16 protein-coding genes and 3 pseudogenes (1 of these 19 cut by a window edge) are annotated in these 15,619 nt (G+C 70.5%); 18 read left to right on the forward strand and 1 reads right to left on the reverse strand.

Annotated features, from left to right (window positions below):
* Window positions 1-308: 308 nt before the first annotated feature.
* From ACFXPK_RS20110 to ACFXPK_RS20190, 17 genes and pseudogenes are all read left to right on the forward strand, one after another.
* Window positions 309-902: a hypothetical protein gene (locus ACFXPK_RS20110; RefSeq protein ID WP_161308529.1), complete on the forward strand. Its 594-nt coding sequence runs from the start codon at window positions 309-311 to the stop codon at window positions 900-902.
* A 299-nt stretch (window positions 903-1,201) separates the two neighbouring features.
* Complete coding sequence (rpsP, locus tag ACFXPK_RS20115; RefSeq protein WP_329823029.1) at window positions 1,202-1,648, forward strand: 30S ribosomal protein S16; 447 nt, start codon at window positions 1,202-1,204, stop codon at window positions 1,646-1,648.
* 2 nt (window positions 1,649-1,650) lie between these two features.
* Entirely contained in the window at window positions 1,651-1,890 is a 240-nt protein-coding gene (locus ACFXPK_RS20120) for an RNA-binding protein (RefSeq protein ID WP_329823028.1), read from the forward strand.
* 154 nt (window positions 1,891-2,044) lie between these two features.
* Window positions 2,045-2,596, forward strand: coding sequence for a ribosome maturation factor RimM (rimM, locus tag ACFXPK_RS20125; protein ID WP_384998716.1), 552 nt, complete (start codon window positions 2,045-2,047; stop codon window positions 2,594-2,596).
* Window positions 2,593-3,414 carry a tRNA (guanosine(37)-N1)-methyltransferase TrmD gene (gene trmD / locus ACFXPK_RS20130; protein WP_384998691.1) on the forward strand — a complete coding sequence of 274 codons (822 nt, stop codon included), beginning with the start codon at window positions 2,593-2,595 and terminating at the stop codon, window positions 3,412-3,414. The genes rimM and trmD overlap by 4 nt, the downstream gene beginning before the upstream one ends.
* Window positions 3,415-3,544: 130 nt before the next feature.
* Window positions 3,545-3,895, forward strand: a complete 351-nt coding sequence (gene rplS / locus ACFXPK_RS20135; RefSeq protein WP_329823025.1) for a 50S ribosomal protein L19 — start codon at window positions 3,545-3,547, stop codon at window positions 3,893-3,895.
* A gap of 95 nt (window positions 3,896-3,990) precedes the next feature.
* Window positions 3,991-4,785 (forward strand): signal peptidase I, encoded by a 795-nt coding sequence (gene lepB / locus ACFXPK_RS20140; RefSeq protein ID WP_384998694.1) that lies wholly within the window; start codon window positions 3,991-3,993, stop codon window positions 4,783-4,785.
* Window positions 4,778-5,867, forward strand: a pseudogene (lepB, locus tag ACFXPK_RS20145) (signal peptidase I); the annotation flags it as partial. The gene lepB (ACFXPK_RS20140) and the pseudogene lepB (ACFXPK_RS20145), both read left to right, overlap by 8 nt.
* Window positions 5,764-6,684, forward strand: coding sequence for a signal peptidase I (gene lepB / locus ACFXPK_RS20150; protein WP_384998718.1), 921 nt, complete (start codon window positions 5,764-5,766; stop codon window positions 6,682-6,684). The pseudogene lepB (ACFXPK_RS20145) and the gene lepB (ACFXPK_RS20150), both read left to right, overlap by 104 nt.
* Window positions 6,685-6,726: 42 nt before the next feature.
* Window positions 6,727-7,488 carry a signal peptidase I gene (lepB, locus tag ACFXPK_RS20155; protein WP_385077204.1) on the forward strand — a complete coding sequence of 254 codons (762 nt, stop codon included), beginning with the start codon at window positions 6,727-6,729 and terminating at the stop codon, window positions 7,486-7,488.
* Window positions 7,478-8,017, forward strand: a complete 540-nt coding sequence (locus tag ACFXPK_RS20160) for an NUDIX hydrolase (protein WP_385077207.1) — start codon at window positions 7,478-7,480, stop codon at window positions 8,015-8,017. Before lepB (ACFXPK_RS20155) ends, ACFXPK_RS20160 begins: the two co-directional genes overlap by 11 nt.
* Window positions 8,018-8,071: 54 nt before the next feature.
* A complete protein-coding gene (locus tag ACFXPK_RS20165) occupies window positions 8,072-8,380 on the forward strand; it encodes a DUF2469 domain-containing protein (protein WP_385077209.1) in 309 nt (102 codons plus the stop codon).
* Window positions 8,381-8,544: 164 nt separating this feature from the next.
* Window positions 8,545-8,922, forward strand: a complete 378-nt coding sequence (locus ACFXPK_RS20170) for a YraN family protein (protein WP_385077211.1) — start codon at window positions 8,545-8,547, stop codon at window positions 8,920-8,922.
* A complete protein-coding gene (locus ACFXPK_RS20175; RefSeq protein ID WP_385077214.1) occupies window positions 8,922-10,547 on the forward strand; it encodes a YifB family Mg chelatase-like AAA ATPase in 1,626 nt (541 codons plus the stop codon). The genes ACFXPK_RS20170 and ACFXPK_RS20175 overlap by 1 nt, the downstream gene beginning before the upstream one ends.
* Window positions 10,544-11,768, forward strand: a pseudogene (locus tag ACFXPK_RS20180) (DNA-processing protein DprA). Before ACFXPK_RS20175 ends, ACFXPK_RS20180 begins: the two are co-directional and overlap by 4 nt.
* Window positions 11,769-12,022: 254 nt before the next feature.
* The gene (gene whiG, locus ACFXPK_RS20185; RefSeq protein WP_385001712.1) at window positions 12,023-12,859 is read left to right on the forward strand and encodes an RNA polymerase sigma factor WhiG; all 837 of its coding nucleotides are present in this window, start codon (window positions 12,023-12,025) and stop codon (window positions 12,857-12,859) included.
* Between the two features lie 61 nt (window positions 12,860-12,920).
* Complete coding sequence (locus tag ACFXPK_RS20190; protein WP_385001739.1) at window positions 12,921-13,478, forward strand: TetR/AcrR family transcriptional regulator; 558 nt, start codon at window positions 12,921-12,923, stop codon at window positions 13,476-13,478.
* A 208-nt stretch (window positions 13,479-13,686) separates the two neighbouring features.
* Here the strand turns inward: ACFXPK_RS20190 and ACFXPK_RS20195 are convergent.
* Window positions 13,687-14,394 (reverse strand): annotated as a pseudogene (locus ACFXPK_RS20195) (M23 family metallopeptidase); the annotation flags it as partial.
* 287 nt (window positions 14,395-14,681) lie between these two features.
* On the opposite strand from ACFXPK_RS20195, the gene rpsB reads away from it, so the two are divergent.
* Window positions 14,682-15,619, forward strand: the 5' portion of a protein-coding gene (gene rpsB / locus ACFXPK_RS20200; protein WP_385077216.1) for a 30S ribosomal protein S2. 46 nt of this gene lie beyond the right edge of the window; the window shows 938 of its 984 coding nt (coding positions 1-938); the start codon lies at window positions 14,682-14,684; its stop codon lies beyond the right edge, outside the window.

A 15,619-nucleotide genomic window follows, 5' to 3' on the forward strand; every position in this document is an offset into this window, starting at 1 on the left:
GGCGGCCGAGCGGTGGGCGACCCGGCCCCGATTGAGCCATTCAGGGCAACGGTTCGCCGTGGGGGCGTCGCGGGAAGTTGGCGCCCGCCCCGGTACTGTCACCGTCGTGGGCGGGGTAGACGTAGATCGTCTACGCGTCGATGCGTATCCAACGCTACGTACCGGCTTGGTATGAGCTGTGAGCCTTCTCCGCAGATCGACGCACCCGCCCTCGTCGGGACGCATCAATGGCAACTGACGGGTACGTGCAAATTATTTGTGATGCCCCGTAATGGAACCCGGGAGGGATCCGGCTCGTTATTCACGACGTGAGCACGACACCACCTGTTCTCGCCGCAGAGCTGGCACAGGCGTGGGCCGACATTCAGCGGTCCCACCCCGAGCTGCCGGATCTTGCCGCGCCAGAGTCCCTGATCGGAGAGTCGTCGTCCGCCTGCGGCGCCGAGCTCTCTTTCGAACGACTGCTTCACGAAGCGGTCCACGGCATCGCCGCGGCCAGAGGTGTCCGCGACACCTCGCGCGCGGGCCGCTACCACAACCGCCGATTCCTTGCGATCGCCGAGGAGATGGGTCTCGACCATCCGGAGGAGCCGCATCCCAGCAGTGGTTTCTCCCTGGTCTCGCTCAGCCCCGAGGCGAAGCGCCGGTACCGCCCCACCATGGAGCGGCTCCAGCGTGCCCTCAAGGCACACACGGTCGCGACGGCCGCCGACACCAAGCGCAGCTTCCGCGGCCCGGCCGCCCGGCACGGTTCGTCCGGCGGTGGGGTGCGGGTCAAGGCGGTCTGCGACTGTGGCCGGAACGTGCGCGTCGTCCCCTCGGTCCTCGCCCAGGCGCCGATCGTCTGCGGGGGCTGCGGCAAACCGTTCCGTATCCCTGAAGTCGTCGCCGCCGCGAGCTGACGCGTCGCCCCGGCGCTCCGAGGGCTGCCCTCTCCGACGGCCTCGTGCCGTCGCCGGGCGGCGGCCCGTAACCGCGGCACGGCCCCGTCATCCACGGGGCCGCAGCCGTGCGTCGTGCGCCCCGCCCCGGCCGGGTCAACCCCGGCGCCGGGGTGTGGCAGAATGGCCAGCCGTACTCGACAGTCGCACAGGACCCCTCTCTCCTCCGGCTGACGCGTCCATCGGGCAGATCGGGTACCGCAACCCCACGCGGCGTCCCGCTGTGCCCAACCACGTCAAGACCAGGAGACACCACTCCAGTGGCAGTCAAGATCAAGCTGAAGCGTCTGGGCAAGATCCGTTCGCCTCACTACCGCATCATCGTCGCCGACTCCCGTACCCGCCGTGACGGCCGGGCCATCGAGGAGATCGGTCTGTACCACCCGGTGCAGAACCCCTCGCGCATCGAGGTCGACTCGGACCGCGCGCGCTACTGGCTGTCCGTCGGCGCCCAGCCGACCGAGCCGGTTCTCGCGATCCTCAAGCTCACCGGTGACTGGCAGGCGCACAAGGGCCTCCCGGCCCCCGCGCCGCTGCTCCAGCCGGAGCCGAAGGCCGACAAGCGCGCCCTCTTCGAGGCCGCCGCGAAGGACGCCGGCGACGAGCCCAAGGGCGAGGCCATCACGCAGAAGGCCAAGAAGTCCGACAAGAAGGCCGACGAAGCCGGGACCGAGTCCTCGGCCGCCGCCGAGTCGACCGGGGCCTGAGCATGCTCGAGGAGGCTCTCGAGCACCTCGTGAAGGGCATTGTCGACAACCCGGACGAAGTGCAGGTAGCCTCGCGCAACCTGCGTCGCGGCCGGGTGCTGGAAGTCCGGGTCCACCCGGACGACCTCGGCAAGGTGATCGGTCGTAACGGCCGCACCGCGCGTGCGCTGCGGACGGTCGTGGGCGCCCTCGGCGGCCGTGGCATCCGCGTCGACCTCGTCGACGTGGACCAGGTCCGCTGACACACCAGAACACCGGCACGGGCCGGGAAGGGCACCTACCTTCCCGGCCCGTGTTTGCGTGCTGGTACCACCATCATCGATTGAGCAACGACGGCGAGCGACCACCACCGCGACAGCGGGCAACGGTTCCGCCGCACAGAGGGCGGGCTTGGCAGTGCAGTTGGTAGTCGGGCGGATCGGCCGCGCCCACGGCATCAAGGGCGAGGTCACCGTCGAGGTCCGTACGGACGAGCCCGAGGTACGGCTCGGTCCCGGCGCCGTCCTCGGCACGGAACCGGCCTCGGCAGGGCCTCTGACGATCGAGACGGGCCGGGTGCACAGCGGCAGGCTGCTGCTGCGCTTCGCCGGCGTACGCGACCGTACGGGCGCCGAGGCGCTGCGCAATGTGCTGCTGATCGCCGAGGTCGACCCCGAGGAGCTTCCCGAGGATCCCGAGGAGTTCTACGACCATCAGTTGATGGACCTGGACGTCGTTCTGGCGGACGGTACCGAGGTCGGCCGGATCACCGAGATCTCGCACCTGCCCTCGCAGGACCTGTTCATCGTGGAACGGCCCGACGGCAGCGAGGTCATGATCCCCTTCGTGGAGGAGATCGTCACCGAGATCGATCTGGCGGAGCAGCGGGCCGTGATCGACCCGCCGCCGGGGCTGATCGACGACCGGGCGGAGATCGTGCCCGGCGGCGGAGAGGCCGACGACCGATGAGGCTCGACGTCCTCACGATCTTCCCGGAGTACCTGGAACCGCTGAACGTCTCGCTCGTCGGCAAGGCCCGGGCGCGCGGGCGCCTCGACGTCCACGTGCGTGACCTGCGCGAGTGGACGTACGACCGGCACAACACGGTCGACGACACGCCGTACGGCGGTGGCCCCGGCATGGTCATGAAGACCGGCCCCTGGGGCGACGCCCTCGACGAGACCCTGGCGGACGGCTACGAGGCGGGCGCACACGGTCCCGTCCTGGTCGTTCCCACACCCAGCGGGCGCCCCTTCACCCAGAAGCTGGCCGTGGAGCTCTCCGAGCGCCCCTGGCTGCTCTTCGCACCCGCCCGCTATGAAGGCATCGACAGCCGGGTCATCGACGAATACGCGACGCGGATCCCCGTCGTCGAGGTCTCCATCGGTGACTACGTCCTGGCCGGCGGCGAGGCCGCGGTCCTGGTGATCACCGAAGCCGTGGCCCGGCTGCTGCCCGGTGTCCTCGGCAACGCGGAGTCGCACCGCGACGACTCGTTCGCCCCCGGTGCGATGGCCGACCTGCTGGAGGGGCCCGTCTACACCAAGCCGCCCGAGTGGCGCGGGCGCGGTATCCCGGACGTCCTTCTCAGCGGCCACCACGGGAAGATCGCGCGATGGCGCCGTGACGAGGCGTTCCGGCGTACGGCGCTCAACCGGCCGGATCTCATCGAGCGGTGCGACCCCGCCGCCTTCGACAAGAAGGACCGGGAGACGCTCTCCATCCTGGGCTGGTCGCCCGAGCCCGGCGGCCGATTTTGGCGCAGGCCCGACGACGTGGAAGAATAGGCCGCTGCCGTACGTCCGGTGTGCGCCCCTGCCACAGGGGGACCGACGCCCGCCCGACGCGAACGGCCACTCATATTCTCTCCCGATCATCCGCTGATGACCTGTGGCATCAGCGAGGAAGCAGACCTTCATGGCCAGCCTGCTCGACTCCGTCGACGCCTCGTCGCTCCGCAGCGACCTCCCCGCTTTCCGCCCCGGTGACACCGTGAACGTCCACGTACGCGTCATCGAGGGCAACCGCTCCCGTATCCAGCAGTTCAAGGGCGTCGTCATCCGCCGCCAGGGTTCGGGCGTCCGCGAGACGTTCACGGTCCGCAAGGTCTCGTTCTCCGTCGGCGTCGAGCGCACCTTCCCGGTCCACAGCCCGATCTTCGAGAAGATCGAGCTTGTCAGCCGCGGTGACGTCCGTCGCGCGAAGCTGTACTACCTCCGTGAGCTGCGCGGCAAGGCCGCGAAGATCAAGGAGAAGCGCGACCGCTGAGCCCCCACGGTCCTGGGCCTGAGACGTCTCAAGCCGAGGGCCGGGACTCTTCTCACGCCCGGTGTCACAGGGCCGCCGGATAAGATCTGGCCCCGATGGACACCGAAGCACAGCACGAGAAGCGCGATCGCTCTTCCGACACCCCCACGGGGACGGAAGAGCGGTCGCGCTTCTCGCGTTCTGCCGGGTTGTTCGGCGGCCTGGGCACCGCGGGGAGGCCGTGGCTCTCCTGGCGCCGTACAGGGCTCCTCGGCCTCCTCTGCGCTGTCTTCCTGCTGCTGCTCAGCACATTCGTGCTCCAGCCATTTCTGATCCCCAGTGGCTCGATGGAACCCACCCTCCGTGTCGGGGACCGCCTACTGGTCAACAAGTTGGCGTACCGTTTCGGTACCGTGCCGGAGCGTGGTGACGTGATCGTCTTCGACGGCACCGACTCCTTCGTACAGGAGCCGGCCCAGGAGAACCCCGTCACCGGGCTGCTGCACGGAGCGGCCGCGGCCCTCGGTCTGGCCGAGCCCGCCGAGACCGATTTCGTCAAGCGCGTGGTCGGTGTGGGGGGTGACCGTGTGGTCTGCTGCGACAAGGGGGGCAGGGTCGAAGTGAACGGCCGCGCCGTTGACGAGCGGTATGTGTACGCCGGTGACGCGCCCTCCCGCGTGCCGTTCGACATCGTCGTACCCGAGGGAACCCTCTGGATGATGGGCGATCATCGCAGTAATTCGCGTGACTCCCGGGACCATCTCGGAGAGCCGGGAGGCGGGATGGTGCCCGTGGAGAGAGTGATCGGGCGGGCGGACTGGATCGGGTGGCCGATGGGCCGCTGGTCCGTCCTGGAGCCCACCGAAGCCTTCCGTGACGTCCCGCGGCCGGGGAACGGTGCTCATGGGTAAGCGCGGACGGCCTGCGAATCACGGGTACGACACCAGACTGCCGACCGGCTCCAGGCCCACCACCGGACGGGCGCTGCCGGGCCGTGCCGAGCGGCGCAAACTGGCCAAGAAGGTGAAGCGGCGCCGCAGCCGGTCCGCGGCCAAGGAGATCCCGCTGCTGATCACGGTGGCGCTGCTGATCGCCGTCGTCCTCAAGACGTTCCTGGTGCAGGCGTTCGTGATCCCCTCGGGATCCATGGAACAGACCATCAGGATCAGCGACCGGGTGCTGGTGGACAAGCTGACCCCCTGGTTCGGCTCCAAGCCGCAGCGCGGCGACGTCGTGGTCTTCAAGGACCCGGGCAACTGGCTCCAGGACGAGCAGCCCCAGCCGGACAACTCCCCGGTGGTGGTCAAGCAGCTCAAGGAAGGGCTGTCCGCCATCGGCCTGCTGCCGTCCGCCGATGACAAGGACCTGATCAAGCGGGTCGTCGCGGTCGGCGGTGACACCGTCAAGTGCTGTGACGTCAACGGCAAGGTGACCGTCAACGGCATGCCGCTCACCGAGCAGTACCTCAACCCCGGCAACGCACCCTCCACGATCCCCTTCGAGGTGCAGGTCCCGGCCGGGCGCATCTTCGTCATGGGCGACCACCGGTCCAATTCGGCGGACTCCCGCTTCCATCTCCAGGAGGAGTACAGCGGCACGGTCCCCGAGTCCGGGGTCGTGGGCCGCGCGGTCGTCATCGCCTGGCCGCTCGATCACTGGAGCGGACTGGAGCAGCGGTCTACCTTCGCTTCCGTACCCGACGCGCGTGCCGCGCCGACCACGGCGGCCGGACCGTCGAATAGTCTGTCTTCCCAGGATCGAAACGGATTGGTCCGGCTCCCGACCCCTGCGGAACTCCCGCTCGTTATGGGAGTGGTGGGCCTGTCCCTCCTCAGGGACAGGCGATCACACAGAGTATTCGCGCGGAGTAAGGAGTGGATGTGGGGGATGTGGCGGTCGGCGCACGATCCGGACACGACGATCCCGAGGAGGGACGCGAGCAGCTCGCCGAGTCGCCCGAAAACGTGACGGACGGGCCGGCGGAACGGCGGGGCGACGGCGGGGACGGGCCGGACGGAGACGGTGCGACGGCGCCGAAGAAGCCGCGTTCCTTCTGGAAGGAACTGCCGCTCCTGATCGGGATCGCGCTTCTTCTCGCCTTCCTGATCAAGGCTTTCCTGGTCCAGGCCTTCTCGATCCCCTCGGACTCGATGCAGGACACCCTGCAACGCGGCGACCGGGTGCTGGTGGACAAGCTCACCCCGTGGTTCGGATCCGAACCGCAGCGCGGCGAGGTCGTCGTCTTCAACGACCCGGGCGGCTGGCTGGACGGTGCCGAGACCCCCGAACCGAACGTGGTGCAGCGGGCCCTCGGCCTTATCGGGCTGATGCCGTCCTCCGACGAGAAGGACCTGATCAAGCGGGTCATCGCGGTCGGCGGAGACACGGTGGAATGCAAAAAGGGTGGAAAGGTTCACGTCAACGGCCACGCGCTGAACGAGACGGACTACATCTACCCGGGCAACACCCCCTGTGACGACGAGCCGTTCGGTCCGATCAACGTCCCCAAGGGCAGCATCTGGGTGATGGGCGACCACCGGCAGAACTCGCTGGACTCCCGCTACCACCAGGAGCTTCCCGGCAACGGAACGGTCCTGAACTCGGACGTCGTGGGCCGCGCCGTCGTCGTCGCCTGGCCGGTCAACCGCTGGTCCCTGCTCCCGGTGCCCGGCACGTTCGACCAGTCGGGGCTGAACACGGCGGCCTCCGTCGCCACGGCCGCGACGCCCGGGGCGCTCGCCCTGGCCGGAGCCGTGCCGATCGTGCTCTGGCGCAGAAGGAGGCTGACCCGCCGGAGTACCGCCGGGTAGGGTGCCGTCCCAGATCGTTCTCCGAACGGGGGGAGTGCTGGGATGAGCACAACAGAACGTGAGAACAGCGGCCACGGCCGCCTCGGCAGTGTCCTGTCGGGGCTGGCCGTGGCCGTCGGCTGTGTGCTCTTCCTCGGAGGGTTCGTCTGGGCGGCGGTCGTGTACCGCCCGTACACGGTGCCCACCGGCTCGATGGAACCGACCGTGAAGGCCGGGGACCGCGTGCTGGCCCAGCGGATCTCCGGTGGCGACGTACGCCGGGGGGACGTGGTCGTCTTCCGCGACTCCGAGTGGGGCGACCTTCCGATGGTCAAGCGTGTGGTCGGCGTGGGCGGCGACACGATCGCCTGCTGCGACGCCTCCGGCCGGCTGACGGTCAACGGCAAACCGATCGAGGAGCCGTATGTCCGGGGCATGCTCGACGGGCGGGCGTCCCTGACCGACTTCGACGCGACCGTGCCCGAGGGACAGCTCTTCCTGCTCGGTGATGAACGAAGCGGCTCGCTCGACTCCCGTGTCCACCTCCAGGACCCCACACAGGGCTCGGTGCCGCGCACGGCGGTGGACGCGCGGGTGGACGCCGTGGCCTGGCCGCTGGGCGGCATGATCGGGCGGCCCGCGGCCTTCGCGGACCTGCCGGGCGGGGTGTCCCCGCCGGGGCCGATCACAACGCTTGTCGCGGCTGTGCTGGGCGGTGCGCTCCTGATCTTCGGAGGCGCGGCGTACACACCGTTCGTACAACTGGTCTCGAAGAGGCGCCGCAGCGAGCCCCGTGGCGAGGGAGCCTCCGAGCATGTCGCCTGACGACCGGTCCGGGGCCGAGGCCGGCAGCGGGACCGGCCCGGATGCGAGCCAGGTCAGGAGGGTGGCGCGGGTGGTGCTGCTCGACCCCGAGGACCGCATCCTGCTGATGCACGGATACGAGCCGAGCGATCCCGCCCGTCAATGGTGGTTTACGCCCGGCGGCGGCCTGGAGGGCGACGAGAGCCGCGAGGAGGCCGCGCTGCGCGAGCTGGCGGAGGAGACGGGGATCACAGAGGTGGAGCTGGGGCCCGTGCTGTGGCGCCGTCTCTGCTCCTTCCCGTTCGACGGCCGCCGCTGGGACCAGGACGAGTGGTACTTCCTGGCACGTACGGCGCGGACCGAGGCGTCCCTCGGTGACCTCACCGACCTGGAGCGACGCAGCGTCGCGGGGCTGAGGTGGTGGACCTCCGCCGAACTGTCGGCGGCGCGTGAGACGGTGTATCCGACCAGGCTCGCCGAGCTGCTGCGCACGCTGCTCGACGAGGGTCCCCCGGGCACGCCGGTGGACCTCGCGCCCGAGCACGTCTAGCGGCGCGGGGGCCGGAGCACAATAGGGGCACGTACGGCTGAAGGGGAACATGCCATGAGCGCCGAGGACCTCGAAAAGTACGAGACCGAGATGGAGCTGAAGCTCTACCGGGAGTACCGCGATGTCGTCGGTCTGTTCAAATACGTGATCGAGACCGAGCGTCGCTTCTATCTCACCAACGACTACGAGATGCAGGTGCACTCGGTACAGGGTGAGGTGTTCTTCGAGGTCACCATGGCCGATGCCTGGGTCTGGGACATGTATAGGCCCGCCAGGTTCGTCAAACAGGTGCGAGTCCTCACGTTCAAGGACGTGAATATCGAAGAGCTGAACAAGAGCGATCTCGAACTCCCCCGCGGCTGAAAAGGGTGAGGCCGGTTCCCCGGAGCGGGGTCTCGGCCCTTGGCGTCGACCGCTGAAAGATCACTCGGACGGGTGAGCGAGTTATCCACACTCGATGAGTTATCCACCAAGATCCACTCGTTTCGGGAGATCGCGTCAGAGTCGGTGCCGGAGGTGGTGCCGACATGAACGCGACGGGGGCACTGGGAAGGTACGGCGAGAATCTCGCGGCGCGGCGGCTGGCCGCGGCGGGGATGACCGTGCTCGCCCGCAACTGGCGGTGCGGCAGGACGGGCGAGATCGACATCGTCGCCCGGGACAGCGACACACAGGGCCGGGAGACGCTGGTCGTCTGTGAGGTCAAGACCCGCAGAGCGGGTTCGTTCGAACATCCGATGGCCGCGGTCACGCCGGAGAAGGCCGACCGGCTGAGGCGGCTCGCCGCCTGTTGGCTGGACCGGAACGGCGGCCCGCCGCCCGGCGGCGTACGGATCGACCTGGTCGGGGTGGTGCTGCCCCGGCGGGGCGCCCCCGAGATCGAGCACGCGCGGGGGGTGGCCTGATGGGATTCGCGCGCGCGTGTTCGGTCGCCCTGGTGGGCGTCGAAGGTGTGGTCGTCGAGGTCCAGGCGGATCTGGAGCCCGGTGTGGCCTCCTTCGCCCTGGTCGGGTTACCGGACAAGAGCCTGGTGGAGAGCCGTGACCGGGTCAGGGCGGCCGTGGTGAACTCCGGCGGGGAGTGGCCGCAGAAGAAGCTCACGGTGGGGCTCAGCCCCGCCTCCGTACCCAAGAGCGGCTCCGGCTTCGACCTCGCCGTGGCCTGCTCCATTCTCGGCGCGGCCGAGCGTATCGATCCCAAGGTGATCGCCGATCTGGTGCTCATCGGGGAACTGGGCCTGGACGGGCGGGTCCGGCCGGTGCGCGGGGTGCTGCCCGCCGTGCTCGCGGCGGCCGAGGCCGGGTATCGGCAGGTCGTCGTCCCCGAGCAGACCGCGGGCGAGGCGTCGCTGGTGCCGGGGGTCTCCGTCCTCGGGGTGAGGAGCCTGCGTCAGCTCATCGCCGTACTCACCGGCGAGGCGGTCCCCGACGAGCCGCAGGAGCCCGCACAGGGCCGTCCTGACGCCATGCTGGCGGGGCTGATGGTGCCCGGAGCAGGAGTGGGCACCGGTCTCGCCACCGGTGGGGCGGGCGGCGGACACCGGCCGGACCTCGCGGACGTGGCGGGACAGACCACCGCCCGCACCGCTCTTGAGGTGGCCGCGGCGGGCCGGCACCATCTGCTGCTCCAGGGGCCTCCGGGCGCGGGCAAGACGATGCTGGCCGAACGCCTGCCCGGGGTGCTGCCGCCGCTGACCGGACAGGAATCCCTGGAGGTCACCGCCGTCCACTCGGTCGCGGGCATCCTCCCGCCCGGTGAACCGCTCGTGCACACCCCGCCCTACTGCGCGCCGCACCACTCGGCGACCATGCAGTCACTGGTCGGCGGCGGGAACGGACTGCCACGGCCGGGCGCGGTCTCCCTGGCACACCGTGGGGTGCTGTTTCTGGACGAGGCGCCGGAATTCTCCGGACGGGCGCTGGACGCCCTGCGCCAGCCCTTGGAATCGGGCCATGTGGTCGTGGCACGCAGCGCGGGGGTGGTACGGCTGCCGGCGCGCTTCCTGATGGTGCTCGCGGCCAACCCCTGCCCCTGCGGACGGCACACGCTGAACGGCGCGGGATGCGAGTGTCCGCCCTCGGTGATCCGCCGCTACCAGTCACGGCTCTCCGGACCGCTCCTCGACCGCGTCGACCTGCGGGTGACCGTCCAGCCCGTCAACCGGGCGGATCTCCTCGGCCAGGGCGGCCGGGGAGAATCCACGGCGGCGGTCGCCGCACGGGTACGGGAGGCCAGAGAGCGATCGGTGGCCCGGCTGGACGGCACGCCCTGGTCGGCCAACAGCGAGGTCCCCGGCCACGAGCTGCGCACCCGCTGGCCCGTCGCCCCCGGGGCGCTCGGCGCGGCGGAACGGGACCTGGAGCGCGGACTGCTCACCGCACGCGGTATCGACCGCGTCCTGAGGGTCGCCTGGACGATCGCGGACCTCGCCGGGTGCGACCGGCCGGAGGCCCGCCACGTGGACCTCGCCCTGGAGCTGCGCACAGGCATCGCCCGGGGCGCCGAGGCCGTGGCGGGAGGCGGCTCATGACGGCCGTGGGCCCCCAGGAGCGGCTGGCCCGCGCAGCGCTCACCCGGATCCTGGAACCGGGCGACGAACAGGCCGGCCGATGGCTGCGCACCTTGGGCGCCGTGGGCCTGCTGGACCTGCTCGGCTCGCCGGCCGGCGCCCGGGACGCCGTACGCGGAAAGCTCACCGGGGCCACGGAGCGTCGCCTCGACGGCTACCGGGCCCGGGCCGCGCGGGCCGTGCCCGAGCGTGATCTGTCGGCGGTCACCGCGGTCGGCGGCCGGTTCGTCTGCCCCGGCGACGCGGAGTGGCCCAGCCAGCTCGACGACCTCGGACCGGCCCGGCCCATCGGCCTGTGGATCCGCGGCCGGCCGGATCTGCGGATCTGGTCCCTGCGCTCCGTCGCGGTCGTCGGGGCCCGGGCGTGTACTCCGTACGGGGCACATATGGCGGGGGCGGGGGGGGCGGGGGGGGTTACCCGGTGGGGGGCCATTGGGGCGGCGCGGGCGGCGCGGGGGGCCCGCCCCGCGGGGCTGGGTGGTGACCTCGGGGGCCGCCTTCGGTGTCGACGGCGCCGCACACCGCGGTGCCCTGGCCGCCGACGGGGCGACCGTCGCCGTGCTCGCCTGCGGCGTCGACGTGGTCTACCCGCCGGGCCACGCCGAGTTGGTCCGCCGGATCGCCGAACAGGGCCTGGTCATCGGCGAATTGCCGCCGGGGGACCATCCGACCCGCAGCAGGTTCGTACTGCGCAACCGTGTCATCGCGGCGCTCACCCGGGGCACGGTCGTGGTGGAGGCGGAGTACCGCAGCGGCTCCCTCGTCACGGCGCGCTGCGCACAGCGGCTCGGCCGCTTCACGATGGGCGTCCCGGGGCCCGCCACCAGCGGGCTCTCCGCCGGCGTGCACGAACTGCTGCGCGGCGAAGGTGTGCTGGTCACTGACGCAGCCGAAGTGGTCGAACTCGTCGGAGACATCGGAGACCTGGCCCCGGCCCGCCGGGGCCCCGTACTCCCCAGGGATCTCCTCGATCCGGTCAGTGCCCGGGTTCTCGAAGCGCTGCCGGCCAGGGGCGCAGCCGACGGGCGGGACATCGCGCGGGACGCGGGCACGACGGCCGACGAGGCGCTCGGCAGGCTGTACGAACTCCACTCGTTGGGGTTCGTCGAACGGCGCGGCGACCGGTGGCAGTTGGCCTCCCGGACGACACCGGAGACCCTCGCGCGGCGAGGCGGTGCTTGATCTGGGGCATTCGGGTGAAAAGGTAGGAGAGATGATCCTCGAACCGCTATCGGCGACTCCGGTCAGGCCGGTGCCCGGACAGGACCTGGCGGGGTCGGCGCCCGATCGAATGCGTGGCCGACGGTATCCACCGGGGCGGGCCCTGCCGTTCACTCCTCGCGTAGCGCGACGTCCCAGTCACGCTACGCTCACCTGGACTCCGATCCAGCGAGATGTCCCCCCGCACTTCACGGCAGAACGGCTCAAGGCGACGCATGCCCCAGCACACCTCCGGGTCTGACCGCGCGGCAGCGCCCCCGGCTGCCCGGAGCGCCGTGCGTTCCCCCGCGCCCTCGTCGCTCAACGAGCTGTGGCGGTCGTACAAGAGCACGGGCGACGGTCGGCTGCGCGAGCAGCTCATCCTTCACTACTCGCCGCTGGTGAAGTACGTCGCGGGCCGGGTCAGCGTCGGCCTCCCCGCCAATGTGGAGCAGGCGGACTTCGTCTCCTCGGGGGTCTTCGGCCTCATCGACGCGATCGAGAAGTTCGACATCGAGCGGTCGATCAAGTTCGAGACGTACGCGATCACCCGGATCCGCGGGGCCATGATCGACGAACTCCGGGCGCTGGACTGGATTCCGCGCTCCGTGCGGCAGAAGGCCCGCGCCGTCGAGCGCGCCTACGCCACCCTGGAAGCCCAGCTCAGGCGTACCCCCACCGAGGGGGAGGTGGCCGCGGAGATGGGTATCGCACTGGAGGAACTGCACGCGGTTTTCAGCCAGTTGTCCCTGGCGAACGTCGTAGCGCTGGAGGAGCTGCTCCACGTCGGAGGCGAAGGCGGCGAGCGGCTCAGCCTGATGGACACCCTGGAGGACACCGCCGCCGACAATCCGGTGGAGGTCGCCGAGGACCGCGAGCTGAGACGGTTGCTGGCCCGCGCCATCAACACCCTCCCCGACCGGGAGAAAACAGTGGTCACGCTCTACTACTACGAGGGCCTGACCCTCGCGGAGATCGGCAATGTGCTCGGTGTAACCGAGAGCAGGGTCAGCCAGATCCACACAAAATCCGTGCTCCAACTGCGGGCCAAGCTGGCCGACGTCGGACGCTGAGGCTGTGCTGCCGCGGTCGCATCCGTAAAGTGGAGGTGTGCCAAGGATTCGAGCGGCCTCCGTGGCCGAGCACCGGACCATGCAACGCGGCGCCCTGCTGGACGCCGCGCGCTCCCTCCTGTCCGAAGGCGGCACGGAGGCGCTGACCTTCCCCGCCCTCGCCGAGCGCACGGGCCTCGCCAGGTCCTCGGTCTACGAATACTTCCGCTCGCGTGCCGCCGTCGTCGAAGAGCTGTGCGCCGTCGATTTCCCGGTCTGGGCGGCGGAGGTCGAAGCGGCCATGGCCGGCGCGGACACTTCCGAGGCCAAGATCGAGGCGTACGTACGGCAGCAGCTCGCCCTGGTCGGCGACCGGCGTCACCGCGCGGTCGTCGCCATCTCCGCGAGCGAGCTGGACGCCGGTGCCCGGGAGAAGATCCGCGCCGCGCACGGCGGCCTGATCGCCATGATCGTCGAAGCCCTGGCCGATCTGGGCCACGAGCAGCCCCGGCTGGCGGCCATGCTGCTCCAGGGCGTGGTGGACGCGGCGGTCCGCCGTATCGAACTCGGTGCCGCAGAGGCGCCGCCGGAGATCGCCGAGGCTGCCGTCTCCATGGCGCTGCGCGGGGTACGGGGCTGACCCCGACGCGCTCGGCACTCCGGCGGCATCCTGGGCGACGGGCCAGGACCGTGATCGCCAGCAGCGCCAGTGCGTAGAGCCCGTACGCCCCGTGCGAGCTGCCGTATCCACCAGCCGGGACCGGTCCCGCGATCGGTTCCCGAACCGGTGTGACGGGCCATGTCCGTCCCGGTGACCCGGGCATGGCCGGCTCCGGGTCCGGCGATGCCGCAGGCTCCGGCACATCGAACATCGGGAGCAGCCGGGCGGGGCCCCGACGGAGCATGCCGGGCGGCAGCAGCGACAACGGGTCCAGATAGGTGTCACCCCGCAGCAGCCCCCAGTGGAGACAGGTCGTCGGGCAGTGGGAGGGCCCGGCCGCCAGCACGCCGACCACCTGGCCCGCCACTACCTGGTCACCTTTCCTGACCAGCGGTTCCACCGGTTCGTAGGTGGTGCGCAGCGGTGGCTCGCCCGTGCCGGGCAGGGTGATCGAGACCACCCCGCGCCCTGCGACGGGCCCCGCGAAGGAGACCCGCCCCGACGCGGCGGCCCGTACCGGAGCGCCGGCGGGCGCCGCGAGGTCCACCCCGCGGTGGCCGGGCCCCCACCCCGTCGCCGGTGGCTGCCAGCCGCGCAGCACCGTGGGCCGTGTGCCCACAGGCCAGGACCGGCGGCCGTCCGGGACCTCAGGTGGAGCGGAGGGCGGAAGGCCGGGCGGGGGCTCGGAGGGAGTGGGCGTTCCTGTCGGAGCCGGAGCCGGAGCCGGAGCCGGAGCCGGCGGGGCGGCGGAGGCATGAGGCGCCCAGAGCAGCCCCACGGCGAGCGCGAGCGCCAGCGTGAGGGCGGGGGCCAGGGATGGCTTGCGGATCCGCTTCCCGGCCCGGGCGAGCAGACACGGGAACGGTGAACGGCGGGTGACGCGCTGGGTGATCATGCGATACACCGTGGACCCGAAAGGCTCGGCCGCGCTGATCATGAACCGGATCTGTGGACAACTGACCGGTTGTGGATAACGCCGTCACCCGAGGGTGCGAAGGTCCCGTACACTTCTTGTGGCGATCCGGGTCACCGGGTCGACTTCGCACGCCTCGTCATCGGCCTCTTCGCGCCGATGCCAGCGCTTCTCGGTCTCGGGCTTTCCCGTGGCACAGCGCAATCGAGGCGTCAGGCGCGACTGCCGTCCGGCGGACGCGACAACCGAGTACCTCAAGGAGTACGGCCATGGCCGTCGTCACGATGCGGGAGCTGCTGGAAAGCGGCGTCCACTTCGGTCACCAGACCCGTCGCTGGAACCCGAAGATGAAGCGTTTCATCTTCACGGAGCGCAACGGCATCTACATCATCGACCTGCTCCAGTCGCTGTCGTACATCGACCGCGCCTACGAGTTCGTCAAGGAGACCGTCGCCCACGGCGGTTCCATCATGTTCGTCGGTACGAAGAAGCAGGCGCAGGAAGCCATCGCCGAGCAGGCGACGCGCGTGGGCATGCCCTACGTCAACCAGCGCTGGCTGGGCGGCATGCTCACCAACTTCTCCACCGTCTACAAGCGCCTTCAGCGTCTGAAGGAGCTTGAGCAGATCGACTTCGAGGACGTGGCCGCCTCCGGCCTCACCAAGAAGGAGCTGCTGGTCCTCTCCCGCGAGAAGGCCAAGCTGGAGAAGACCCTCGGTGGTATCCGCGAGATGCAGAAGGTGCCCAGCGCCGTCTGGATCGTCGACACCAAGAAGGAGCACATCGCCGTCGGTGAGGCGCGCAAGCTCCACATCCCGGTCGTCGCGATCCTCGACACCAACTGCGACCCCGACGAGGTCGACTACAAGATCCCGGGCAACGACGACGCGATCCGCTCCGTCACCCTGCTCACCCGCGTGATCGCCGACGCCGTCGCCGAGGGCCTCATCGCCCGCTCCGGCGTGGCCACCGGTGACTCGAAGCCGGGCGAGAAGGCCGCCGGCGAGCCCCTCGCCGAGTGGGAGCGCGACCTGCTCGAGGGCGAGAAGAAGGACGACGCCGCGGAGAAGCCGGCCGAGGCTCCCGCCGCAGAGGCTCCGGCCGCCGAGGCCCCGGCCGCCGAGGCCGAGAAGCCGGCCGAGGCGCCCGCCACCGAGGCCCCGGCCGCCGAGGCCGAGAAGCCGGCCGAGGCGCCCGCCACCGAGGC

This window comes from Streptomyces sp. NPDC059142 (assembly GCF_042755665.1).
GTDB lineage: Bacteria > Actinomycetota > Actinomycetes > Streptomycetales > Streptomycetaceae > Streptomyces.